We start from the raw sequence: 21,960 nt of genomic DNA on the forward strand, positions 1-21,960 counted from the left end.
AGGATGATTCTTTATCAAATTTTTTCCGTTCTGAGTTATTTAATTTACATCTACTCGTTTGCCCTGATCATCTATATCTTTATGTCATGGGTGCCGAGTACGAGAGAAACGGCGGTCGGACGGTTTCTCGCAGCGATTTGCGAACCGTATTTAGAGCCGTTCAGAAGGATCATTCCGCCCATTGCCATGCTGGATATATCCCCGATTGTAGCGATTATCGTGCTTCGGTTTGCCACGACGGGACTTTGGGGCCTATACCGCATGATCGCAATGTATACTTGAATGCGACAGTTTGATACGGGCTTGGCACCAGCCAAGCCTCTTTACATAGAAAGGAAAGAACATGAGCGATATTTACCAGCACTTCAGACAAGACGAGCGGCCTTTTATTGATCAGGCGCTTGAATGGAAACAGATTGTCCTGGACCAGTATCGGATGAAGCTGACTGATTTCTTAGATCCCAGAGAACAGGTGATTGTAAAAGCCGTTATCGGCGACGCCTGCGGTCTTGCGTTTTTCGGAGGATATGACAGAGCTGAGCGCAAGCGCGCGATTTTATACCCTGAATATATGGAACCTGAACAGGATGATTTTGAGCTTCGGGCTTTTGACGTTCAATACGCTGAAAAATTCGTCAGCATTGACCACCGCTCTCTTCTCGGATCATTAATGGGGATCGGCTTAAAGCGGCAGAAATACGGCGATCTGATTTTTTCAGAGGAAGCCGTGCAGCTGATCGTCTCCGGTGAAATCGCCGATTTTGTCAGCACTCAGCTGACCAAGGCGGGCAAAGCGCCGGTAAAGCTTGAGAAAATCGAGCTTTCCGCTCTTCACATTCCCGCTTCAGATGTCGAAATAAGGGATGACACGGTTTCTTCATTGCGTCTCGACGCCGTCTGCGCTTCAATGAGCAGGCAATCCCGGCAGAAAGCGCAGGCGCTTGTGAAAAACGGGCTCGTTAAGGTGAATTGGAAAGCCATTGAAGATCCGTCTTATCAGGTTGCTGAAGGGGACATGCTCTCGATTCGCGGCTTCGGACGATGCAGTTTGGCAAAAGTTGACGGAAAAACGAAAAAAGACAAATGGAAAGTTACATTTGAACGGCAAAAATGAGTCGTTTTTTCAGTTTTTTTCTCCATCTGTGCCGTATTTGTTTTATAATGTGAACTAGATAACCGTACTGAAATGTAAAAATGGAGGTGGCAATATGCCATTAACGCCGAATGATATCCATAACAAAACGTTTACAAAAGGTTTTCGCGGATATGATGAAGATGAAGTAAATGAATTTTTAATGCAGGTCAGAAAAGATTACGAAATCGCACTCCGTAAAAAAACGGAGCTTGAGGCGAAAGTGAACGAGCTGGACGAAAAAATCGGCCACTTTGCCAATATCGAAGAAACGCTGAATAAATCAATTCTCGTAGCTCAGGAAGCCGCAGAAGACGTAAAGCGCAACTCGCAGAAAGAAGCGAAGCTGATCGTCCGTGAAGCAGAAAAAAATGCTGATCGCATCATCAATGAGTCGCTTTCCAAATCAAGAAAAATCGCAATGGAAATTGAAGAGCTGAAAAAACAGTCTAAAGTCTTCAGAACACGTTTCCAAATGCTGATTGAAGCGCAGCTCGACCTGCTGAAGAACGATGATTGGGATCATCTGCTGGAATACGAAGTCGACGCGGTATTTGAGGAAAAAGAATAATTTTCTGATTTTCTTGACATTCTCCGGCCCGTTCGAATATAATACGTTCATAAATTCAGATGAAAAGACGATTGAAAGGGACCGGCATGACTCAAAACAGGCTATAAAGCGACCCGGGGAAGGTGAAAGCCCGGGATGGCCGGAATCATGCAGATCAGCCCTTTAGTTTCCTTTCTGAACCGAGAGTAGGATAGGACGTTCCATCACGTTACGATGTTCGAGAGGAAAAGACGGATGATCCGTTTTTTCTAAAAGGGTGGTACCGCGAGATAAGCTTTCTCGTCCCTTATGGGATGAGAGGGCTTTTTTTATTTTCTGAAAAATGTTGTGGAGGAATGAAAATGGATTACAAAGATACGCTGTTAATGCCGAAAACAGATTTTCCGATGCGCGGAAATCTGCCGAATCGTGAGCCGGACATGCAAAAAGACTGGGAGGAGCAGGACATTTACCGTCTTGTTCAAGAACGGACGAAAGACCGCCCGAAATTCGTGCTGCATGACGGACCTCCTTATGCAAACGGAGACATCCACATGGGCCATGCCCTGAACAAAATCCTGAAAGACTTCATCGTCCGCTATAAATCAATGAGCGGCTACAACGCACCGTACGTGCCGGGCTGGGATACGCACGGACTGCCGATTGAAACGGCGCTGACGAAAAACAAAAAAGTAAACCGGAAAGAAATGTCAGTAGCAGAATTCCGCAAACTATGTGAAGAGTACGCTTGGAAGCAAATCGAGGGACAGCGTGAGCAATTCAAACGTCTTGGTGTCCGCGGTGACTGGGAAAACCCATACGTGACATTAAAACCGGAATACGAAGCGCAGCAAATCCGCGTATTTGGTGAAATGGCAAAACGAGGCTACATTTACAAAGGCCTTAAACCGGTTAACTGGTCACCTTCAAGTGAGTCTGCTCTGGCTGAAGCCGAGATCGAATATCAAGACAAACGTTCAGCATCTATTTACGTCGCTTTTGGTGTAAAAGACGGAAAAGGCGTTCTTGAAAACGGCGAGCGCATCATCATTTGGACAACAACGCCTTGGACAATTCCGGCGAACCTCGGAATCTCAGTGCACCCTGATCTTGAGTACAGCGTGATTGCAGTAGGTGAAGACCGCTTTGTCGTAGCAAGTGCCTTAGTCGAAAGTGTTGCATCAGCATGCGGATTTGATCAGTATGAAGTGACAAGAACGGTCAAAGGAAAAGACCTTGAGAACATTATCGCTGAACACCCGCTATATGGCAGAGACTCTCTCGTTATGCTTGGTGAACACGTAACAACTGATGCCGGAACAGGCTGTGTTCATACAGCGCCAGGACATGGGGAAGATGACTTTATCATTGGCCAAAAATACGGTTTAGATGTGCTTTGCCCGGTCGATGAAAAAGGTGTAATGACAAGCGAAGCTCCTGGGTTTGAAGGCATGTTCTATGATGATGCAAACAAAGCGATCACACAGCAGCTCGATGAAAAAGGCGCACTTGTGAAGCTTGAATTCATTACTCACTCTTATCCGCATGATTGGAGAACAAAAAAACCAACCATTTTCAGAGCGACAGCGCAATGGTTTGCGTCTATTAAAGATTTCAGATCAGACCTGCTGGATGCCATTAAAGAAACCAAATGGGTTCCTGAATGGGGTGAGCAGCGTTTGCACAACATGGTTCGGGACCGCGGAGACTGGTGTATTTCCAGACAGCGTGCGTGGGGTGTGCCGATTCCGGTATTTTACGCTGAAAACGGAGAACCGATTATTACAGATGAAACCATTGAACATGTTTCTGAATTGTTCAGACAGCACGGATCAAACATTTGGTTTGAAAAAGAAGCAAAGGATCTTCTTCCGGAAGGCTTTACGCATCCTGGCAGCCCGAACGGCACATTTACAAAAGAACAGGATATCATGGATGTTTGGTTTGATTCAGGCTCTTCACATCAAGCAGTGCTTGAAGAACGTGATGACCTCGTTCGCCCGGCTGATTTATACCTAGAGGGATCTGACCAATATCGCGGCTGGTTTAACTCTTCTCTTTCTACAGCAGTAGCCGTAACAGGAAAAGCGCCGTATAAAGGTGTGCTCAGCCATGGGTTCGCACTGGATGGAGAAGGACGCAAGATGAGTAAATCAATCGGTAACGTTGTTGTTCCGGCTAAAGTCATGAAACAGCTTGGTGCCGACATCTTAAGATTATGGGTATCGTCAGTGGATTATCAGGCGGACGTTCGCGTGTCTGACGCCATTCTGAAGCAGGTCGCGGAAGTATACCGGAAAGTCCGCAACACGTTCCGCTTCCTTCACGGCAACCTGTTCGATTTCAATCCAAGCGTCAATGCCGTGGATGTAAAAGATCTCCGCGAAGTGGATCAATATATGCTGATCAAGCTGAATAAGCTGATCGATAAGGTGAAAAAAGCGTACGATGAATATGAATTTGCGGTTGTTTATCACAGCATTCACAATTTCTGTACGATCGAGCTCAGCTCCTTCTATCTTGATTTTGCAAAAGATGTTGTGTACATCGAGCATGCGGATCATCCGGACCGCCGCAGCATGCAGACGGTCTTCTATGAAACGCTGCTGGCGTTAGTGAAGCTGACGGCGCCGATTCTCCCGCACACGGCGGATGAAATGTGGTCTCACTTATCATTTGTTGAAGAAGCGAGCGTGCAGCTGACAGATATGCCGGAAACCATTGCTGTTCCGGACAGTCAAGCGACAGAAGAAAAGTTCGACCGCTTCATGGAGCTTCGAAACGACGTGCTGAAAGCTTTGGAAACAGCCCGTAACGAAAAAATTATCGGAAGATCATTGGAAGCGAGCCTGACTTTGTATCCGAACAAAGAAAACCGCGACCTCTTGTCATCCATTAAAGAAAACATCGCGCAGCTGTTTATCGTCTCAGAACTGACAGTAAAAGACGAAAGTGAAGCGCCGGAAAACGCGCAAAGCTTCACAACAGGAAAAATGACCGTAGAAAAAGCGGAAGGCCAGATGTGTGAACGTTCCCGCGTAATTTCTAAAGATGTCGGAGCCAATCCGAAATATCCGACATTATCACTGCGCAATGCGGAAATCGTTGAAAAATATTATCAAAAATAATAAATGAGAAAGCGCCTGGTGACAGCCGGGCGCTTTTTTTACATGCCACTAATGTCATCGATTAGAACGACAGGAAAAATCTTATGGGCTTCAAATGGCGCTCTGGGGGCAACAATAAAGCTATAACATCAAGAGCAGGAGTTGTGATGAATGAATGATCAACTGACCGCAATCCACACGGAGCTTCTCATGATGAAAGAAGAACTTCAATCAAGATTATTCGAATATTCTTGCTTTCAAATGTCAGCATCTGTTGAACCTTCAATGAACGACCAAGAAGCAACTCTGATCTATCATATAAAAGAAGAACTTCAGGACGTTCTTCTTGCCCTGTCTAAGTTTGAAAACAATACGTACGGTTATTGTGAAAAAACAGGCGACCCTATTCCGATTGAAAAACTTGCGGTGCTGCCGACGGCCAGAACCGCTGATGATTTTTATTATCCCGCTCAATTTGAAAAGAAAACCCTTCCATATTGGGAACCCGGAGATTATGCATATGATCAGGCGCTGTATGAGTGACAGCGTCTGTTTGCATGCGCTTATGATCTGCCTTTACTCTGGCATCTTTTACTGATAAAATTCATAAAGGATAAAAGTAACTGTATACTGGAGGAACGTGTGTGCTTTATTATCTAATCGCTCTTTTTATTATTATTGCCGACCAATTGACCAAATGGCTTGTCGTCAGCCATATGGAATTGGGACAAAGCATACCTGTCATCGATCAGGTGCTTTATATCACATCTCATCGCAACACGGGAGCGGCGTGGGGGATTTTAGCCGGCCAAATGTGGTTTTTCTACGTCATTACCGTCGCCGTGATTATCGGAATCGTTTATTACATACAGCGTTATGCAAAAGGGCAGATGTTACTCGGAATTTCTCTCGGCTTAATGCTGGGCGGTGCGGCCGGAAACTTTATTGACCGGGCGGCGCGCCAGGAAGTGGTGGATTTTATTCATGTCATCATCGTGGATTATCACTATCCGATTTTTAATATCGCGGACTCCTCACTGTGCGTCGGTGTAATACTTTTATTTATTCATATGCTGTTTGACAGCGGGAAAAAGAAGGAGCAATAACATGAATCAATTTGAGATAACCGTTCAGCCTGAACAAAAGAGCGAACGGATTGATAAATTTTTGGCTTCAACGGGAGAAAACTGGTCACGCACTCAAGTGCAGCAATGGGTAAAAGAGGGATTGGTATCCGTTAACGGCAAATCCGTAAAAGCGAATTATAAAATGCAGCCCGGCGATCAGGTAAACGTCACCATTCCTGAACCGGAAGAATTGGACGTACTTGCAGAGCCGATGGATTTGGACATTTACTATGAGGATCAGGACGTCTTGGTTGTGAACAAACCGCGGGGCATGGTTGTACACCCGGCGCCCGGCCATGTGACTGGGACGCTTGTAAACGGACTGATGGCTCACTGCAACGACCTTTCCGGCATTAACGGCGTCATGCGCCCGGGAATCGTCCACCGGATTGATAAAGATACTTCCGGTCTGTTAATGGTCGCTAAAAACGATATGGCGCATGAATCACTCGTTAATCAGCTCGTCAATAAAACCGTGACCAGAAAGTACATAGCGGTTGTCCACGGGGTGATTTCACATGATGACGGAACGATTGACGCTCCGATCGGGAGAGATAAAAAAGACCGTCAAAGCATGACCGTAACAAGAGAAAGCAGCAAAAACGCCGTCACGCATTTCCACGTGCTTGAGCGTTTTCAAGATTTCACGCTCGTAGAGTGCCGTCTTGAGACCGGAAGAACGCATCAGATCCGTGTTCATATGAAATATATCGGGTTTCCTTTGGCAGGCGACCCGAAGTACGGACCGAGAAAAACCATTGATTTCAATGGTCAGGCGCTTCATGCCGGAATATTAGGTTTTGATCATCCGCGGACGGGAGAATACATGGAGTTTGAAGCGCCCCTTCCTGAAGATATGAAAAAACTCATTGAAGATTTAAGAAATAGCCATTGACAGCGACTTTCTTTTCTGAAATAATAAAAACAAGCTGAATAGATTCTTTAACACAGTCCAGAGAGGCTGAGAAGGATAACGGATAGGACAGAAGAGATACACGTGTGTCTTCGTCCTGGAAAGGAACCCCTCTATGCTCTGGCAGGAGGGGTTTTTTCTTCTTATATACGAATGGAGAGGTGTCACGAGTGAATCAAAAAGCTGTTATTCTCGACGAACAGGCAATCAGGCGGGCGCTGACAAGGATAGCCCATGAAATGATCGAACGGAATAAAGGAATGAATGACTGCATTCTTGTAGGGATTAAAACAAGAGGCATTTATTTAGCGAAGCGGCTGGCCGAGCGGATCGAACAGATTGAAGGGAATCCGGTCACCGTCGGGGAAATCGATATCACCCTTTACCGTGACGACCTGACGAAAAAAACGAGCAATGAAGAGCCGCTTGTAAAAGGCGCGGACATTCCGGCCGATATTACAGACCAAAAGGTCATTGTGGTTGATGATGTGCTTTATACCGGCCGGACGGTGAGAGCTGCGATGGATGCCCTCGTTGATGTCGGACGGCCGTCATCGATACAGCTTGCCGTGCTTGTCGACAGAGGGCACCGGGAGCTGCCGATCAGAGCGGACTATATCGGAAAAAACATTCCGACCTCAAAAGCTGAAAAAGTGATGGTTCAGCTGAGCGAAGTTGATCAGACTGATATGGTCGCCATTTACGAAAATGAATAATCACCTTTTTAAATGCATTCCAGAGAGTTTGCAAAGAGGATTTTAAAACACAAAGCCGGGCGGATCGACGCGGCCGGGTTTTGTATGCCTCTTTGCGCAAAAAGCAAAGAGGTTTTTTTATACCATTTGAAAGTCAACCGGGAGGAAAACGCCATGAGTAAGAAAAAAGTAAACCTGGGAGTCAGGGACGTCCCCAATCCATTGTCCTGGCTGTCATTCAGCCTGCAGCATTTATTCGCCATGTTCGGTTCAACCATACTCGTGCCGAAACTGGTCGGAATGAGCCCGGCAGTGGCGCTTGTCACGAGCGGAATCGGGACACTCGCCTATCTCTTGGTGACAAAAGGCCAGATTCCCGCTTATCTCGGCTCATCATTCGCCTTTATATCACCGATTATCTTGGTGAAGGCGACGGGAGGGCCGGGGGCTGCCATGGTCGGTGCTTTCCTGGCGGGAATTGTGTACGGCCTGATCGCATTGCTCATCAGGCAGCTTGGAACGGGGTGGCTGATGAAGCTGCTGCCCCCGGTGGTCGTCGGGCCGGTCATCATCGTCATCGGCCTCGGACTGGCAAGCACAGCCGTCAATATGGCAATGTATGCCGATCCGAATGCAAAGGAACTCGTCTACAGCTTGAAACATTTCAGTGTAGCCGGCGTCACTTTGGCCATCACCATTATCTGCGCCATCTTTTTACGGGGATTTTTAAGCCTGATTCCGGTATTGATCGGCATTATAGGCGGCTATCTGTTTGCGCTGACACAGGGCATCGTCAATTTCCAGCCGGTCATTGATGCAAAATGGTTCGCCGTTCCTGAATTTATCATCCCTTTCAAAGACTATACGCCGTCAGTGACATTGGGCATTGCGGCTGCGATGGTGCCGGTCGCTTTCGTGACGATGTCAGAACATATCGGCCACCAAATGGTGCTGAGTAAAGTCGTCGGACAGGATTTCATCAAAAAGCCGGGACTGCACCGCTCCATAATGGGGGACAGTGTTGCGACGATCATTGCTTCGTTAATCGGAGGCCCGCCGACGACGACATACGGCGAGAACATCGGTGTCCTGGCAATTACGAGAGTTTTCAGCGTCTTTGTCATCGGCGGCGCGGGTGTGATTGCGCTGTGCTTCGGATTTATCGGAAAAGTATCAGCGCTGATCAGCTCTGTTCCGTCCGCGGTTATGGGAGGCGTTTCCTTCCTGCTCTTCGGAATTATCGCCTCCAGCGGCTTAAGAATGCTGATTGACAACAACATTGATTATGAAAACAAGAGAAATTTGATTATCACATCCGTCATCCTCGTGATCGGCGTCGGAGGGGCTTTTATTCAAGTATCAAAAGGCGGGTTCCAAATATCCGGCATGGCGCTTGCGGCAATCGTCGGAGTCATCCTGAACCTTATCCTGCCGCATGCAAATGAAGAAGACGCGATTGCATCAGAAAAACAAAATCATATGTAAAACCTTTTAAAGAAAGTCCAGAGAGGCTTGGAAGGGTTATAACGGGAAGAAGCTGTACGCTGCTTCTCTCTTTAACCGCACCCCGAGTCTATAGACCGGGGTGTTTTTTTACGGCCTTCAAGCGGAAACGGAGGAGAAAAACATGAATCATTTAACGGCGATGTCTGAACTGAGCGCGGCTGAAATTACAGAACTGCTGCGTGAGGCAAAAGCGATAAAAGAGGGAACAGTCCGCCCCGATCTCGCGGGAAAATTTGTTGCGAATCTGTTTTTTGAACCGAGCACGAGAACGCGGTTCAGCTTTGAAGTGGCGGAAAAGAAACTCGGGATGAACGTGCTCAGCTTAGACGGCACGAGCACAAGCGTTCAAAAAGGCGAGTCCTTATACGATACGGTCAAAACACTGGAATCAATCGGAGCGGACGCCTGCGTCATCAGGCACAGCACGGATGAATATTACAAAGATCTGACCGGCAGAGTCAATATTCCGATCTTAAACGCCGGCGACGGCTGCGGCCAGCACCCGACTCAGTCATTACTCGATTTAATGACGATTCAAGAGGAATTTGAGGCCTTTCAGGGCCTGACGGTTTCCATTCATGGCGATATCAAACACAGCAGGGTGGCAAGGTCGAATGCCGAGGTGCTGACAAGGCTCGGCGCACGCGTGCTGTTTTCAGGGCCGCCGCAATGGCAGGATGAGAAAAACGCCTTCGGCACCTGTGTACAGACGGATGAAGCCATACAAGCTTCAGATGTCGTCATGCTGCTCCGCATCCAAAATGAAAGGCATCAGACAGAAGCCGACCAAAAAGGCTACCTGGAAGCATACGGGCTGACCGCAAAGCGGGCGGAGAGCATGAAGCGGAATGCCATCATCATGCATCCCGCACCGGTGAACAGAGGAGTCGAAATTGACACAACATTAGTGGAATGCGGAAAATCAAGAATCTTTAAACAAATGGAAAATGGCGTGTATATCAGAATGGCAGTCTTAAAAAGAGCACTGCAAACCAATGTAAAAAGGGGAGAAGCGGCTTATGTCTTATCTCATTAAAAACGGCTGGATGTTAAATGAACAGGGAGAAAAAGTGGCACAGGATATCCGGGTAACGGGTGAATTCATTTCGGAAACCGGGCTTCTGACAGCGAAAGACGGAGAAACGGTGATCGACGCTGACGGACTGTTCGTTTCACCGGGACTCGTAGACCTTCATGTCCACTTCAGAGAACCGGGCGGCGAGAAAAAAGAAACCATTGAGACGGGCTCTAAAGCCGCGGCGCGGGGCGGCTTTACCACAGTCGCAGCCATGCCGAATACAAGGCCGGTGCCGGATACGAAAGAGCAGATGGAATGGCTGCAAAACCGGATCAAAGAAACCTCATCTGTCAGGGTCCTTCCTTACGCATCCATTACGATCAGACAAACCGGCGAAGAAATGACAGATTTTGAGGCGCTTCATGAAGCCGGCGCATTCGCCTTCACCGATGACGGCGTCGGCGTTCAGACGGCCGGAATGATGTATGAAGCCATGAAACGGGCGGCTTCAATGAATAAAGCGATTGTCGCTCATTGTGAGGATAACTCGCTTATTTACGGAGGGAGCGTGCATGAAGGTTCTTTTTCAAAAGCGAACGGCCTGAACGGCATACCTTCCATTTGTGAAGCGGTACATATCGCCCGTGACGTGCTGCTGGCGGAAGCGGCGGGCTGCCATTACCACGTGTGTCATATCAGCACGAAAGAGTCCGTCAGAGCCGTAAGAGACGCAAAAAAAGCGGGAATCCGCGTGACGGCGGAAGTATCGCCGCACCACCTGCTGCTTTGTGACGAAGATATCCCGGGACTTGATACCAATTTTAAAATGAATCCGCCGCTTCGCAGCAAAGAGGACAGAGAGGCGCTGATTGAAGGGCTTTTAGACGGTACGATTGATTTCATCGCCACTGACCATGCGCCGCATACAGAAGAAGAGAAAAACACGGATATGAAGCTTGCGCCTTTCGGTATCGTCGGTTTAGAAACAGCCTTTCCGCTTCTGTACACACATTTTGTGAAAAACGGGGCGTGGACGCTGAAGCAGCTGGTTGATTTCATGACGGTAAAACCTTGCGAGGCATTTGATCTTCCGTACGGAACGCTTGCACCGGGGGCGCCGGCTGACATCACCCTGATTGATCTGGAAAAAGAAGCAGCCATTGACAAAGATACATTTTTATCTAAAGGAAAAAATACGCCATTCAACAAGATGAAGTGCTTCGGCTGGCCTGTTGCAACGATGGCTGCCGGTAAGCTTGCATACGAAGAAGGGAGACTCGTCAAATGAAAAGAAGACTAGTGCTGGAAAATGGAGCGGTATTTGAGGGTGAAGCATTCGGGAGCCTGGAGCATACCGCGGGTGAAGTCGTATTCAACACGGGAATGACCGGTTATCAGGAAATTTTATCAGACCCTTCTTACTGCGGGCAGATCGTGACGCTGACGTATCCTCTGATCGGCAACTACGGAATTAACAGAGATGACTTTGAATCCATCACTCCTTTTGTAAAAGGGCTGATCGTAAAAGAACTGTGCGAGCTGCCTTCCAACTGGCGTTCGGCTTACACGCTTGACGAGTATTTGAAAATGAAAAATATCCCCGGCTTACAAGGGATTGACACGAGAAAGCTCACAAGAATGATCCGCACGGCCGGCGCATTAAAAGGAACGTTTGCTTCAAGTGAGGAGAATGTCGGAGAGGTTCTGGCAAGGCTGAAAAAAACGGAACTGCCGAGAAATCAAGTCGCTCAAGTATCTGCGAAAACGGCTTATCCGAGTCCGGGCCGCGGCAAACGCATCGTACTCGTCGATTTCGGTATGAAGCACGGCATTTTAAGAGAGTTAAACAAAAGAAAATGCGATGTCATCGTTGTGCCGTACAATGTAACGGCGGAAGAAGTGCTTCAGCTCAAGCCGGACGGCATCATGCTTTCTAACGGACCCGGAGATCCGAAAGATGTGCCGGAAGCCATTGAAATGATAAAAGGCATACTCGGGAAGGTGCCGTTATTCGGAATCTGTCTCGGCCACCAATTATTTGCGCTGGCATCCGGAGCGGAAACGGAAAAAATGAAATTCGGACACAGGGGTTCCAATCATCCGGTTAAAGAGCTTGCGACAGGGAAAGTCGCTTTAACCGCCCAAAACCACGGATATACAGTTTCTTCAATAGATGAGACAGAGCTTGAAGTGACGCACATTGCGATCAATGATCAAACGATCGAAGGACTCAAGCATAAAACATTGCCGGCATTTACGGTTCAGTACCACCCTGAAGCTTCACCGGGGCCGGAAGACGCCAATCATTTATTTGACAGATTCATTGACTTGATCGAAACAACTGAGAAAGAAGGGGAAGCGGTATGCCAAAACGCGTAGATATTAAAAAGATTTTAGTGATCGGATCAGGCCCGATTATTATCGGACAGGCGGCGGAATTTGATTATGCGGGCACACAGGCGTGTCTCGCTTTAAAGGAAGAAGGCTATGAAGTCATTCTCGTCAACTCGAATCCGGCAACGATTATGACGGATACGGAAATGGCTGATCGGGTATACATAGAGCCGCTGACGCCGGAGTTTCTCACGCGTATTATCAGAAAAGAACGGCCGGACGCCATCCTGCCGACTCTGGGAGGACAGACAGGACTGAATCTTGCCGTCGAGCTGTCTGAACTCGGGGTTCTTGAGGAATGCGGAGTGGAAGTGCTCGGCACAAAGCTGTCCGCCATCCAGCAGGCGGAAGACCGCGACTTATTCCGTACGCTGATGAATGAGCTGAATGAACCGGTGCCGGAAAGTGAGATCATCCGCACTTTACAGGAAGCCGAGGAATTTGTCGGCCGGATCGGGTTTCCGGTTATCGTGCGCCCCGCTTACACATTAGGCGGAACGGGCGGCGGCATCTGCTCGAATGAAGCAGAACTGAAAGAGATCGTCGAAAACGGATTAAAACTCAGCCCCGTCCATCAGTGCCTTCTTGAAAAAAGCATTGCCGGTTACAAAGAGATCGAATATGAAGTCATGAGAGACAGCAGAGATCACGCGATCGTCGTCTGCAACATGGAAAATATCGATCCGGTCGGCATCCATACGGGCGACAGCATCGTCGTTGCCCCGAGCCAGACTTTGAGCGACCGGGAATATCAGCTTTTGCGCAATGTTTCATTAAAGCTGATCCGCGCGCTCGGCATTGAAGGCGGCTGTAATGTTCAGCTCGCGCTCGATCCCGACAGCTTCCAATATTACATTATCGAAGTAAATCCACGGGTGAGCCGCTCATCTGCCCTCGCCTCAAAAGCGACGGGTTACCCGATCGCAAAGCTTGCGGCGAAAATCGCAGTCGGGCTTTCTCTTGATGAAATGATGAATCCCGTAACGGGAAAAACATATGCGGCTTTTGAGCCCGCGCTTGACTATGTCGTTTCTAAAATCCCGCGCTGGCCGTTTGACAAATTTGAGTCGGCAAACCGCAGGCTCGGGACGCAAATGAAAGCCACCGGAGAGGTCATGGCTATCGGACGCACCCTTGAAGAATCGCTGTTAAAGGCGGTCCGCTCACTGGAAGCCGATGTCTATCACCTGGAACTGAAGGATGCGGAAGAGATTTCTGACGGACTTTTGGAAAAACGGATCAGAAAGGCCGGAGATGAACGGCTGTTTTATCTTGCTGAAGCGTTCAGAAGAGGCTATACAGTCGAGCAGCTTCATGAGTTTTCTGCAATTGACGTATTCTTTTTGCACAAGCTCTGTAAGCTGGTCGCTTTTGAAACAGAGCTGAAAGCGGAAAAAGGCAGCCTTACCGTCCTGCAGACAGCGAAGGAATTCGGTTTCTCCGACAAATATATCAGCCGGGAATGGAATATGCCGGAACAAGAGCTGTATCAAATGCGAAAAGAAGCAGCCATCAAGCCTGTATATAAAATGGTGGATACATGCGCGGCGGAATTCGAATCAGAAACCCCGTACTTTTACAGCACATATGAGGAAGAAAATGAGTCTGAGGTTACTTCAAGAAAAAGCGTCGTCGTCCTCGGTTCCGGGCCGATCCGTATCGGACAGGGCGTCGAATTTGACTATGCGACCGTTCATTCTGTCTGGGCGATCAAGCAGGCAGGCTATGAAGCGATTATTATCAACAACAACCCTGAGACGGTGTCCACTGATTTCAGCATTTCAGACAAGCTGTATTTTGAACCGCTGACGGTTGAAGATGTCATGCATATCATTGATTTGGAGCAGCCGGAAGGCGTTGTCGTCCAATTCGGCGGCCAGACGGCGATCAATCTTGCGGAAGAATTGAGCGCCCGCGGCGTCAAAATCCTCGGCACATCACTTGAAGATTTAGACCGTGCGGAAGACCGGGATAAGTTCGAGCAGGCGCTTGAGGCGCTGAATGTGCCGCAGCCGCTCGGAAAAACCGCTGTGTCGGTGAACGAAGCGGTCAAAATTGCCGCATCCATCGGCTATCCGGTACTTGTCCGCCCTTCGTATGTGCTCGGCGGCCGGGCGATGGAAATCGTCTATCACGAAGAAGAGCTGCTTCACTATATGAAAAATGCGGTCAAAATCAACCCGCAGCATCCGGTGTTAATCGACCGTTATCTGACGGGGAAAGAAATCGAAGTCGATGCCGTATCTGACGGCGAAACAGTCGTTATTCCGGGAATTATGGAGCATATCGAGCGGGCCGGCGTCCATTCAGGGGATTCAATCGCCGTCTATCCGCCTCAGTCTTTAAGCGAAAACATTAAGAAAAAAATCGAACAATACACTGTAGCCTTGGCAAAAGGCCTTAACATTATCGGGTTGCTGAACATCCAGTTCGTACTGTCGCAAGGTGAAGTGTATGTGCTTGAGGTAAATCCGCGGTCAAGCAGAACCGTGCCGTTCTTAAGCAAAATCACAAAGATTCCGATGGCGAATCTGGCGACAAAGGTCATTCTCGGCCAAAAGCTTGCTGATTTCGGCTATCAAGAGGGGCTGCAGCCTGAACAGCAGGGGGTATTCGTGAAAGCGCCTGTCTTCTCATTCGCGAAGCTGAGAAGAGTGGATATTACGTTAGGCCCTGAAATGAAGTCGACGGGAGAGGTCATGGGCAAAGATTCAACCCTGGAAAAAGCGCTCTATAAAGCGCTGATTGCTTCTGGCATTCAAATCCCGAACTACGGCTCAGTGCTGTTGACCGTTGCTGATAAAGATAAAGAAGAAGGACTTCTGATCGCGAAGCGGTTCCATGCTATCGGCTATAACATCATGGCGACGGAAGGAACGGCAGCTTATTTGAAAGACGCTCAGATTCCGGCTCAGGTTGTCGGGAAAATCGGCGAAGAAGGGAAGAATCTCATCGACGTCATCAGAAACGGAGAAGCGCAATTTGTCATCAATACGCTGACAAAGGGCAAACAGCCGGCCAGAGACGGCTTCAGAATCCGCCGCGAATCCGTTGAGAACGGAGTCGCCTGCCTGACATCTTTAGATACGGCCGAAGCCATTTTGCGGGTATTGGAAAGCATGACATTCCGGGCGGATCATATGCCTGCATCCGAAACCAATCAAAAGGCGGCCGTTACGATATGAAGAAAGCGCATTTGACTGTTCAATCCAACTTAGAGATTGCCGACCGGATTTATAAGATGGTGCTGAAAGGAGAGCTTGTCCGGCACCTTACCGAGCCGGGTCAATTTCTACATCTGAAGGTGAGTGACGCGGTCACGCCGCTATTAAGAAGACCGCTCAGCATTGCGGACGTCGATTTCGCCGCGGATGAAGTATCCGTTATCTACAGAGCTGACGGTGAGGGAACGCGTCTTTTGTCCGAGAAAAAAGAGGGCGGCAGGATAGACGTTCTCGGCCCTCTCGGCAACGGATTCCCCGTCCGGCGGATTGAACCCGGCAAAACCGCGCTGTTAGTCGGAGGCGGAGTGGGGGTTCCGCCTTTGCAGGAACTGTCAAAGCGCCTGACGGAAAAAGGCGTAAACGTCATTCATGTGCTTGGATTTCAATCAGCAAAGGATGTATTTTACGAACAGGAATGTCGTGCGTACGGAGACACCTATGTGGCGACGGCTGACGGAACATATGGAGAGAAAGGGTTTGTCACCGATGTCATCCGTGAAATGCAGCTCGAATTCGATGTCCTGCTAAGCTGCGGACCGACACCGATGCTGAAAGCTCTGAAGCAGCAGTACGGCCATAAAGAGGTTTATCTTTCGATGGAAGAGCGGATGGGCTGCGGCATCGGAGCCTGCTTCGCCTGCGTGTGCCGCACGGGTGAAAGCGATACATCCTATGTAAAGGTCTGCCTTGACGGGCCGGTATTTAAAGCTGAGGAGGTGGCGCTGTAATGTTAGAGGTGAATCTGCCGGGTCTCCAATTGAAAAACCCGATCATCCCCGCTTCCGGATGTTTCGGTTTCGGGAAAGAATATGCCGGATTTTACGATTTATCATGCCTCGGAGGCATTATGATTAAAGCCACGACGAACGAAGCCCGCTTCGGAAATCCGACGCCGAGAGTGGCGGAGACAAGCGCGGGAATGCTGAATGCCATCGGACTGCAAAATCCCGGCCTTGAGCATGTGCTCAATCATGAGCTGCCTTGGCTCGAACAATTTGACACGCCGATTATCGCAAATGTCGCCGGTTCTCAGGTGGACGACTATAAAGAAGTGGCCGAGCACATCAGCCAAGCGCCGAATGTGCATGCGCTTGAGCTTAACATTTCATGTCCGAATGTCAAAACGGGGGGGATTGCTTTTGGTACTGATCCCGTCATGGCGGCCGAACTGACAAAAGCAGTGAAAGAAGTTTCCGCAGTGCCTGTGTATGTGAAGCTTTCGCCTAATGTCGCAAACATAACCGAAATTGCTAAAGCGATTGAAGCGGCCGGTGCTGACGGTCTGACGATGATTAATACACTCATCGGGATGAGGCTCGATCTCAAGACGGGACGGCCGATCTTAGCAAATAAAACGGGCGGACTGTCAGGCCCGGCGATCAAACCGGTCGCCATCCGGATGGTATACGAAGTCAGCCAGGCCGTTCAAATCCCGATTATCGGGATGGGCGGCGTTCAGACCGCAGAGGATGCATTAGAATTTCTTCTTGCGGGAGCGAGTGCGGTTGCCGTCGGCACAGCAAACTTTGTCAATCCGTTCGTCTGCCCGGAAATCATAGAACAGCTCCCCCGTGTACTGCGCCAACACGGCTTTCAATCTGTAAGTGAATGCATCGGAAGGAGCTGGAAACATGAAAAACAACCTGCCCATCATCGCGCTTGATTTTGCATCAGGGGAAGAGACTTTAACGTTTTTAGACTTGTTTGAAAAGGAAAGGCTTTTTGTCAAAACGGGGATGGAACTTTTTTATCAGGAAGGCCCCGCCATCATTCACCAATTAAAAGAACGGAACTGTGATATATTTTTAGATTTAAAGCTTCATGATATCCCGACTACGGTCAATAAAGCGATGAAGCGGCTGGCCGGCCTCGGCGTTGATCTCGTCAATGTGCATGCGGCAGGGGGCGCACGCATGATGCGCGCGGCCCTTGAGGGACTTGAAGAAGGCACGCCGGCAGGCAGAAAACGCCCGTCTTTAATCGCGGTGACTCAGCTGACCAGCACTTCAGAGCAGGTGGCGAAGGAAGAGCTTCTGCTGCATAAGCCGCTGTTAGAAACGGTCGTGCATTACGGCAAAATGGCGGAAGAGTGCGGGCTGGACGGAGTGGTATGTTCGGTACATGAAACAAAAGCCATTTATGAAGCGGTCCGGCCTTCATTTCTGACAGTCACACCGGGCATCCGCACGGCCAGTGACGCAGCTGACGATCAAGTCCGGACGGCGACTCCGTCATTTGCGAAAGAAAACGGTTCGTCAGCCATCGTCGTGGGCCGCTCAATTACAAAAGCGGAAAACCCCGTTGAAGCATATGAAGCAATTAAACTGGAATGGGAGGGCGTTCGCCGATGAAACAGGCTATCGCAAAACATCTATTACACATTGAAGCTGTCTTTTTACGCCCGAATGAGCCGTTTACGTGGGCGAGCGGCATTTTATCACCGATCTATTGTGACAACCGTCTGACATTGTCGTATCCAAAAGTGAGAAATGATGTGGCGGACGGGCTCGGCAAACTGCAGAAAGAGCATTTTCCCGAGGCGGAGATGATCGCGGGCACTGCAACGGCGGGCATTCCGCATGCTGCGCTTCTCGCAGACCGTGCAGGCGCGCCGATGTGCTACGTCAGAAGCAAACCGAAAGCGCACGGCAAAGGAAATCAAATAGAAGGCGCCATTAAGAAAGGACAAAAAACAGTCGTGATTGAAGACTTGATTTCTACCGGGGGCAGCGTGCTTGAAGCTGCGGCGGCCCTTCAAAGAGAGGGCGCGGAAGTCCTCGGCGTCATTTCCATTTTTACATACGGACTGCCGAAAGCAAAAGAAGCCTTTAAAAAAGCGGGTCTTCCTTATTACTCGTTAACGGATTATGACACGCTGATTGAAGTCGCGCTTGAAAACGGTACGATTCATTCAGATGACATTGAGAAACTGAAATCATGGAAACAGAATCCCGAGTCAAAAGATTGGTTTAAAAAATAATGACAATAAAAACAGGCCTCAGGGCCTGTTTTATTATTCCTATCAAAAAACTCGGGTTGACTTCTGTTAGAATTGTGCTAAAATTTAGTACAAATCTAAAAAGCTTATCAAGAGCGGCTGAGGGACTGGACCGATGACGCCCGGCAACCTGCGTGTCATGCAAGGTGCCGCATCCAGAAAAATGCACAGCATTTTGAAGATAAGGGCTATACCGGGTCACTGTCTTTCATTCCGCTGGATTGAAAGTTTTTTATATGAAAAAAAGATTGAGGGATAAGACAACCGGCAGAAAACAACAGCTGTTTGATTGTCTCCGGGAGGAGGAAAGGAAAAATGCTAACGTATGACACATGGGAAGAGCCGGCGATTACATTTCCGGAAGACGATTCCTATAAAGGCGCGTTGTCCGTTTTAAAATGGGCATACGGCCACTACGGAGACCAGCTTGTTTACGCGTGCAGCTTCGGGATTGAAGGCATCGTCCTGATCGATTTAATTTCTAAAGTAAAGAAAGACGCGGAAATCGTGTTTCTTGATACGGGTCTTCACTTTAAAGAAACATATGAAACGATCGAAAAAGTGAAAGAGCGTTACCCGGGACTGAACATTATCCTGAAAAAGCCAAGCCTTACTCTTGAAGAACAGGCCGAGGCTCACGGAGATAAACTGTGGGAAAGAGAACCGAACCAGTGCTGCTACATCAGAAAAATTCTGCCGTTAAGAGAAGCGCTCGCGGGACATCCGGCATGGCTGTCCGGCCTTCGCCGGGATCAAGGGCCGAGCCGGGCGAATACGAATTTCCTGAATAAAGACGACAAGTTTCAATCGATTAAAGTATGCCCGCTGATCCATTGGACATGGAAAGACATCTGGAGATATACTTCCAAGCATGAGCTGGATTACAATATCCTCCATGATCAGGGGTATCCGAGCATCGGCTGTGAACCGTGCACTTCACCTGCGTTTACCGCGGAAGATTTGCGGAGCGGCAGATGGAACGGCATGGCGAAAACAGAATGCGGACTGCATGAATAAAGGAGCTGCACGATGGAATTAGCCGCTATTTTATTCTGCCTGTTTTTTGCCATGAATATCGGAGCAAGCGGAGCCGCGGCTTCAATGGGAGTCGCTTATGGGTCCGGCGCCGTTAAAAAGAAAACGTATGCGCTGATCATCTGCGCGGCCGGAGTCCTGTCAGGGGCGGTTATCGGCGGCGGAGAAGTCGTTAAGACGATCAGCGGCGGAATCATTCCCGAACAAACCATTACGCTCACCATTGTCTGCATTATTATCGGATCGGCGGCGCTATCATTATTCACGGCGAATGTGCTCGGCATTCCGCTGTCGACGAGTGAGGTCACTGTCGGGGCGATTGTCGGTGTCGGCGTCGCGTACAAAGTATTGTTTTTACAGCATCTTTTGGTCATCGTGATTTTTTGGGTGCTTGTACCGTTTGTCGCGTTCTGTTTCACGTTTCTCGTCTCGAAGGTATTCAGTTCTCTGAATATTCGAGTCATTTCGAGTCGGAAACAGAAGATTTTAGGGATTGTGCTGCTGATTGCGGGGTTTTGGGAAGCTTTTTCAGCCGGAATGAACAATGTCGCAAATGCGGTGGGCCCTTTGGTTGCTGCGGGCGTGCTCAGCGTGTCCAAAGGAACGCTGTACGGAGGCATCTTTGTCGCTCTCGGCGCTCTGCTTTTAGGACGCAAAGTGCTTGAAACCAACGGGAAAAAGATTACGAGATTTTCAGCCGGAGAAGGCATACTGCTTTCAGGAACCGGCGCGGGGCTTGTCATTATCAGTTCCGTCTTCGGTCTGCCGGTCCCATTGGCGCAAGTCACATCATCATCAATTATCGGTATCGGAATGGCCAAAAACGGGCCGAACGTTTTTCATAAAGAAGTCGTGAAAACGATGCTCAAAGTATGGGTCGTTTCGCCGTTTTTGTCACTGTCGATTTCGTATTTGCTTGTCTCCCTGCTGTTAAAAGGAGATTACTATTCCATCTTTATGATGGCCAGCGTGCTTTTGGCAGCTGGCGGAGCCGCCAGTCTGATGAAAGCCATCCGAAAAGAGAAACGCTCTGTCCATGAACAAGGCGGAGGCATTTAACTATTAATCTGAGTTTATTTATCTGTTAACTGGGAGGAATCATGTATTATGAGTTTAGCACCGCACGGAGGAACATTAATTAATCGGGTAAATGAGCAGTATGATCTTACATCCGTCCAAAAAGAAATTGAGCTTGATTTGATTTCGTTCGCTGATTTAGAGCTGATCGCGATCGGGGGGTACAGCCCGATTGAAGGATTTTTCACAGAAAAAGATTACGTGTCAGTCGTTGAAAATATGCGTCTGGCATCCGGGGTTGTCTGGTCCCTGCCGATCACGCTTCCGGTCGATTCAGAAAAAGCGGCTGAGCTTGCCGTCGGCGACACGGTGAAACTGACTTACGGCGGAGAAACATACGGCGTAGTCGACATCGAAGATATTTATACGCCGGATAAACAAAAAGAAGCCGTTCACGTATATAAAACCGATGATGCCGCGCATCCGGGCGTGAAAAAATTATTTTCACGCGGCGATACGTATGTCGGCGGGCCGATCACATTAGTTAAAAAAGCGTCAAAGCAGTTTCCCGAGTTTACATTTGAACCTGCCGATACAAGACGAAGCTTCGAAGAAAAGGGCTGGAAAACCATTGTCGGTTTCCAAACGAGAAATCCGGTCCACCGCGCCCACGAATATATCCAAAAAACCGCGCTTGAGACGGTTGACGGCCTGTTTTTGAACCCGCTCGTCGGTGAAACAAAATCAGATGACATTCCGGCGGATGTCAGAATGGAAAGCTACCAGGTGCTGCTCGATCATTATTATCCGAAAGACCGCGTGTTCCTCGGCGTATTTTTGGCGGCTATGCGGTATGCGGGGCCGAGAGAAGCCATTTTCCACGCGCTTGTCCGCAAAAACTACGGCTGCACGCATTTTATCGTCGGCCGCGATCATGCCGGCGTCGGTGATTACTACGGCACATATGAAGCGCAAGAGCTGTTTGATCAATTTACAGCGGATGAACTCGGGATTACACCGATGAAATTCGAGCACAGCTTCTTCTGCCAGAAATGCGGCAACATGGGAACGGCCAAAACATGCCCGCATGACAGAGAAGACCACGTCATTCTGTCAGGAACAAAGGTCAGAGAAATGCTGCGAAGCGGCGTCATGCCGCCGGCGGAATTCAGCCGTCCTGAAGTTGTCGAGGTGTTGATTAAAGGGCTGAAAACGAAAGAAGAAGCAGGCGTTTCTTAAGGAGG

At 48.9% G+C, this 21,960-nt stretch carries 20 protein-coding genes and 1 riboswitch; all 20 genes read left to right on the forward strand.

The window, feature by feature from the left end; genetic code table 11:
- The first annotated feature begins 3 nt into the window (after window positions 1–3).
- The gene (locus tag JNUCC21_RS08100; RefSeq protein WP_003154408.1) at window positions 4–282 is read left to right on the forward strand and encodes a YggT family protein; all 279 of its coding nucleotides are present in this window, start codon (window positions 4–6) and stop codon (window positions 280–282) included.
- Between the two features lie 61 nt (window positions 283–343).
- Window positions 344–1,114, forward strand: a complete 771-nt coding sequence (locus tag JNUCC21_RS08105) for an RNA-binding protein (RefSeq protein WP_007409722.1) — start codon at window positions 344–346, stop codon at window positions 1,112–1,114.
- Between the two features lie 94 nt (window positions 1,115–1,208).
- Window positions 1,209–1,703, forward strand: coding sequence for a septum site-determining protein DivIVA (gene divIVA / locus JNUCC21_RS08110; protein WP_003154406.1), 495 nt, complete (start codon window positions 1,209–1,211; stop codon window positions 1,701–1,703).
- A gap of 341 nt (window positions 1,704–2,044) precedes the next feature.
- Complete coding sequence (ileS, locus tag JNUCC21_RS08115) at window positions 2,045–4,810, forward strand: isoleucine--tRNA ligase (RefSeq protein ID WP_012117512.1); 2,766 nt, start codon at window positions 2,045–2,047, stop codon at window positions 4,808–4,810.
- 150 nt (window positions 4,811–4,960) lie between these two features.
- Window positions 4,961–5,332: a TraR/DksA family transcriptional regulator gene (locus JNUCC21_RS08120; RefSeq protein ID WP_007409725.1), complete on the forward strand. Its 372-nt coding sequence runs from the start codon at window positions 4,961–4,963 to the stop codon at window positions 5,330–5,332.
- A 101-nt stretch (window positions 5,333–5,433) separates the two neighbouring features.
- Entirely contained in the window at window positions 5,434–5,895 is a 462-nt protein-coding gene (gene lspA, locus JNUCC21_RS08125) for a signal peptidase II (RefSeq protein WP_369878728.1), read from the forward strand.
- Between the two features lies 1 nt (window position 5,896).
- Window positions 5,897–6,811 (forward strand): RluA family pseudouridine synthase, encoded by a 915-nt coding sequence (locus tag JNUCC21_RS08130; RefSeq protein WP_072589081.1) that lies wholly within the window; start codon window positions 5,897–5,899, stop codon window positions 6,809–6,811.
- A gap of 188 nt (window positions 6,812–6,999) precedes the next feature.
- Window positions 7,000–7,545, forward strand: coding sequence for a bifunctional pyrimidine operon transcriptional regulator/uracil phosphoribosyltransferase (pyrR, locus tag JNUCC21_RS08135; RefSeq protein WP_003154392.1), 546 nt, complete (start codon window positions 7,000–7,002; stop codon window positions 7,543–7,545).
- A gap of 153 nt (window positions 7,546–7,698) precedes the next feature.
- Window positions 7,699–9,009, forward strand: a complete 1,311-nt coding sequence (pyrP, locus tag JNUCC21_RS08140; protein WP_007409727.1) for a uracil permease PyrP — start codon at window positions 7,699–7,701, stop codon at window positions 9,007–9,009.
- 142 nt (window positions 9,010–9,151) lie between these two features.
- Window positions 9,152–10,066: an aspartate carbamoyltransferase catalytic subunit gene (locus tag JNUCC21_RS08145; RefSeq protein ID WP_064107849.1), complete on the forward strand. Its 915-nt coding sequence runs from the start codon at window positions 9,152–9,154 to the stop codon at window positions 10,064–10,066.
- Window positions 10,050–11,336: a dihydroorotase gene (locus tag JNUCC21_RS08150; protein WP_094031696.1), complete on the forward strand. Its 1,287-nt coding sequence runs from the start codon at window positions 10,050–10,052 to the stop codon at window positions 11,334–11,336. Before JNUCC21_RS08145 ends, JNUCC21_RS08150 begins: the two co-directional genes overlap by 17 nt.
- Window positions 11,333–12,427 carry a carbamoyl phosphate synthase small subunit gene (locus JNUCC21_RS08155; RefSeq protein WP_043021066.1) on the forward strand — a complete coding sequence of 365 codons (1,095 nt, stop codon included), beginning with the start codon at window positions 11,333–11,335 and terminating at the stop codon, window positions 12,425–12,427. Before JNUCC21_RS08150 ends, JNUCC21_RS08155 begins: the two co-directional genes overlap by 4 nt.
- Window positions 12,412–15,627 carry a carbamoyl-phosphate synthase (glutamine-hydrolyzing) large subunit gene (carB, locus tag JNUCC21_RS08160; protein ID WP_369878729.1) on the forward strand — a complete coding sequence of 1,072 codons (3,216 nt, stop codon included), beginning with the start codon at window positions 12,412–12,414 and terminating at the stop codon, window positions 15,625–15,627. The genes JNUCC21_RS08155 and carB overlap by 16 nt, the downstream gene beginning before the upstream one ends.
- A complete protein-coding gene (locus tag JNUCC21_RS08165) occupies window positions 15,624–16,394 on the forward strand; it encodes a dihydroorotate dehydrogenase electron transfer subunit (protein WP_132106053.1) in 771 nt (256 codons plus the stop codon). Before carB ends, JNUCC21_RS08165 begins: the two co-directional genes overlap by 4 nt.
- Window positions 16,394–17,329: a dihydroorotate dehydrogenase gene (locus JNUCC21_RS08170; RefSeq protein WP_003154377.1), complete on the forward strand. Its 936-nt coding sequence runs from the start codon at window positions 16,394–16,396 to the stop codon at window positions 17,327–17,329. Before JNUCC21_RS08165 ends, JNUCC21_RS08170 begins: the two co-directional genes overlap by 1 nt.
- On the forward strand, window positions 17,298–18,017 hold the full coding sequence (pyrF, locus tag JNUCC21_RS08175) for an orotidine-5'-phosphate decarboxylase (protein ID WP_023356886.1): 720 nt from the start codon (window positions 17,298–17,300) through the stop codon (window positions 18,015–18,017). Before JNUCC21_RS08170 ends, pyrF begins: the two co-directional genes overlap by 32 nt.
- Window positions 18,014–18,646 carry an orotate phosphoribosyltransferase gene (pyrE, locus tag JNUCC21_RS08180; protein WP_369878730.1) on the forward strand — a complete coding sequence of 211 codons (633 nt, stop codon included), beginning with the start codon at window positions 18,014–18,016 and terminating at the stop codon, window positions 18,644–18,646. Before pyrF ends, pyrE begins: the two co-directional genes overlap by 4 nt.
- A gap of 101 nt (window positions 18,647–18,747) precedes the next feature.
- A riboswitch (SAM riboswitch) is annotated at window positions 18,748–18,852 on the forward strand.
- Between the two features lie 127 nt (window positions 18,853–18,979).
- Complete coding sequence (locus tag JNUCC21_RS08185; protein ID WP_003154369.1) at window positions 18,980–19,681, forward strand: phosphoadenylyl-sulfate reductase; 702 nt, start codon at window positions 18,980–18,982, stop codon at window positions 19,679–19,681.
- A gap of 12 nt (window positions 19,682–19,693) precedes the next feature.
- On the forward strand, window positions 19,694–20,758 hold the full coding sequence (locus JNUCC21_RS08190; protein WP_015239832.1) for an inorganic phosphate transporter: 1,065 nt from the start codon (window positions 19,694–19,696) through the stop codon (window positions 20,756–20,758).
- A 48-nt stretch (window positions 20,759–20,806) separates the two neighbouring features.
- Entirely contained in the window at window positions 20,807–21,955 is a 1,149-nt protein-coding gene (gene sat, locus JNUCC21_RS08195) for a sulfate adenylyltransferase (RefSeq protein ID WP_369878731.1), read from the forward strand.
- Window positions 21,956–21,960: the final 5 nt, after the last annotated feature.

It is taken from the genome of Bacillus sp. JNUCC-21 (assembly GCF_041222765.1).
Lineage (GTDB): Bacteria > Bacillota > Bacilli > Bacillales > Bacillaceae > Bacillus > Bacillus velezensis.

Excerpts from the sequence above, each read along its gene's own strand:
- JNUCC21_RS08130 (WP_072589081.1), top strand. The coding sequence starts at position 5,897 with ATGAATCAATTTGAGATAACCGTTCAGCCTGAACAAAAGAGCGAACGG.
- JNUCC21_RS08185 (WP_003154369.1), top strand. The coding sequence starts at position 18,980 with ATGCTAACGTATGACACATGGGAAGAGCCGGCGATTACATTTCCGGAA.
- JNUCC21_RS08120 (WP_007409725.1), top strand. The coding sequence starts at position 4,961 with ATGAATGATCAACTGACCGCAATCCACACGGAGCTTCTCATGATGAAA.
- JNUCC21_RS08150 (WP_094031696.1), top strand. The coding sequence starts at position 10,050 with ATGTCTTATCTCATTAAAAACGGCTGGATGTTAAATGAACAGGGAGAA.
- JNUCC21_RS08155 (WP_043021066.1), top strand. The coding sequence starts at position 11,333 with ATGAAAAGAAGACTAGTGCTGGAAAATGGAGCGGTATTTGAGGGTGAA.
- divIVA (WP_003154406.1), top strand. The coding sequence starts at position 1,209 with ATGCCATTAACGCCGAATGATATCCATAACAAAACGTTTACAAAAGGT.
- pyrF (WP_023356886.1), top strand. The coding sequence starts at position 17,298 with ATGAAAAACAACCTGCCCATCATCGCGCTTGATTTTGCATCAGGGGAA.
- JNUCC21_RS08105 (WP_007409722.1), top strand. The coding sequence starts at position 344 with ATGAGCGATATTTACCAGCACTTCAGACAAGACGAGCGGCCTTTTATT.
- JNUCC21_RS08100 (WP_003154408.1), top strand. The coding sequence starts at position 4 with ATGATTCTTTATCAAATTTTTTCCGTTCTGAGTTATTTAATTTACATC.
- JNUCC21_RS08165 (WP_132106053.1), top strand. The coding sequence starts at position 15,624 with ATGAAGAAAGCGCATTTGACTGTTCAATCCAACTTAGAGATTGCCGAC.
- sat (WP_369878731.1), top strand. The coding sequence starts at position 20,807 with ATGAGTTTAGCACCGCACGGAGGAACATTAATTAATCGGGTAAATGAG.
- pyrP (WP_007409727.1), top strand. The coding sequence starts at position 7,699 with ATGAGTAAGAAAAAAGTAAACCTGGGAGTCAGGGACGTCCCCAATCCA.
- JNUCC21_RS08145 (WP_064107849.1), top strand. The coding sequence starts at position 9,152 with ATGAATCATTTAACGGCGATGTCTGAACTGAGCGCGGCTGAAATTACA.
- JNUCC21_RS08170 (WP_003154377.1), top strand. The coding sequence starts at position 16,394 with ATGTTAGAGGTGAATCTGCCGGGTCTCCAATTGAAAAACCCGATCATC.
- pyrE (WP_369878730.1), top strand. The coding sequence starts at position 18,014 with ATGAAACAGGCTATCGCAAAACATCTATTACACATTGAAGCTGTCTTT.
- JNUCC21_RS08190 (WP_015239832.1), top strand. The coding sequence starts at position 19,694 with ATGGAATTAGCCGCTATTTTATTCTGCCTGTTTTTTGCCATGAATATC.
- ileS (WP_012117512.1), top strand. The coding sequence starts at position 2,045 with ATGGATTACAAAGATACGCTGTTAATGCCGAAAACAGATTTTCCGATG.
- carB (WP_369878729.1), top strand. The coding sequence starts at position 12,412 with ATGCCAAAACGCGTAGATATTAAAAAGATTTTAGTGATCGGATCAGGC.